This window comes from Gluconacetobacter entanii, assembly GCF_003206495.1.
GTDB lineage: Bacteria > Pseudomonadota > Alphaproteobacteria > Acetobacterales > Acetobacteraceae > Novacetimonas > Novacetimonas entanii.
Genome location: NZ_NKUF01000115.1, coordinates 1 through 1,542, shown reverse-complemented (window position 1 = coordinate 1,542; position 1,542 = coordinate 1). Strand labels below are relative to the sequence as shown.

Sequence of the window (1,542 nt, the reverse complement as noted above, 5' to 3'; positions counted from 1 at the left end):
GATCCCATCCCGAACTCGGCCGTGAAAAACCCCAGCGCCCATGATACTGTGCCTCAAGGCACGGGAAAGTCGGTCGCCGCCAGATCTTCCAGTCAGTCCCACCAACTCACCACCGCGGGGTGGAGCAGCCCGGTAGCTCGTCAGGCTCATAACCTGAAGGCCGCAGGTTCAAATCCTGCCCCCGCAACCAAACCGAACATACTGATATCTAACAAAGAATGCCGCCCTCAGAGGCGGCTTTTTTGCGTCCAGAATTCCTCCGCAGGAAACACATAGGAAACAGACGAAAAGACCGGGGCGCGATTTTGTCCACTTTCACAAATGCGTGATTTAAGAGCGAGGCACCCTGTCGCCTGTTTCGGGGTATCATTCTAGGCTTGTCGAGTCAGGACAGTCTGCCCTTCTGCTGTCCGTATCAGGAGATGCACGAGCAGCCATGGCCGCAGACGAACTCACGGGACTGATCCATTATCTCGGTCAGGAGGACTGGCAGGAGTGTTTTGGCGAAGTGCTCGGCGATCACATCGGTCCGGCGCTGGAAGCGGGCGACATCTCCTTCGAGGATCTGGCGGAGATGATCGGCCCTGACGTTGCCATGACGCTGTGGGGCTGCGCTTTCGAAGATTTTCTCGGGCAGGACTGGGACGATGGCCGGAACTTCGTCGACGTTTACCTCAAACGGCGGGGCTGGAAGGAAGGGCCGCGCAACAGCGCCTACATGCGTGCCCTCAAGGCTTCGGTCATGAGCCTGTATGAAGTCTCGGATATCAAACCCGGCCAGAGCCTGATGGCGCGTGACCTGCTGCGGGGTGGGGAACCCGTTCTGGTGCATGAAGGCACGGCTACCCGGACGCTGGAACAGTGGGACCGGATTGCAGCGCGTCTCGTACCGTCCGATGGAAAGACCATTCTGGCAGGCGGGCTGCTCGCCTATTCACGGGGTGCCTGCGAAGATCTGGCTGCGAACCTTTATAGGGCTCTGCGGAAAAGACGGGGCAAGGCCGAGTTTCCGAAAGTCGATACGCAGACGCTGCATGAACTTGCGCCGATGTTCACGCTGACCTGGCTGTTTCGGACACTGGAGGACACAGCCCGGCAGATGGAGGGGCCAGCGCTGTTCAATGGGGACGGAGAGGATTTGGTCTTCCACGAAGTATGTTTCCCGCTGGCAAAGGGCGTGACACAGAAGATAGTGGCGGACGTGCTTGACGGGATCATGGCCCTGCGACCGGAAAACCGGTCATTCTGGAACTGGCTGAAAGAGCCGATGAGCAATCCCGTGGGCAAGGCTGGACGAGATGAAAACGGGCGGTTCCTGCGCACCGAGATGGATGATGGTGCGATCGTGCTGGGCACGCTGGATCTTAAGGGGCGGCAGTTGAGGCGTAACCGGCCGCTCTGGGCCGCCTTGATTATGCGGCCTGTCTGTGCAGTGTATTCACGGGTTTCCAGTTCCATGGCAACAGTTCGTGGAGCCGGTTGATCTTGTGCTCGTTGATACGGGCCAGGACGTCGGCGAGGTAATCGTGCGGATTAAGCCGG

1 protein-coding gene, 1 tRNA gene, 1 rRNA gene and 1 pseudogene are annotated in these 1,542 nt (G+C 59.1%); 3 read left to right on the top strand and 1 reads right to left on the bottom strand.

Annotation, left to right across the window (positions count from 1 at the left end; translation table 11 throughout):
• From rrf to CFR72_RS18415, 3 genes and pseudogenes are all read left to right on the top strand, one after another.
• Positions 1 to 85, top strand: a 5S ribosomal RNA gene (gene rrf, locus CFR72_RS18545); the annotation flags it as partial.
• Between the two features lie 28 nt (positions 86 to 113).
• Positions 114 to 190: transfer RNA gene (locus tag CFR72_RS16725), tRNA-Met, on the top strand.
• A 246-nt stretch (positions 191 to 436) separates the two neighbouring features.
• A pseudogene (locus tag CFR72_RS18415) lies at positions 437 to 1,384 on the top strand (hypothetical protein); the annotation flags it as partial.
• A gap of 28 nt (positions 1,385 to 1,412) precedes the next feature.
• On the opposite strand, the gene CFR72_RS16715 reads toward CFR72_RS18415, so the two are convergent.
• On the bottom strand, positions 1,413 to 1,542 hold a 130-nt coding region (locus CFR72_RS16715), incomplete at its 5' end, for a transposase domain-containing protein (RefSeq protein ID WP_146220696.1).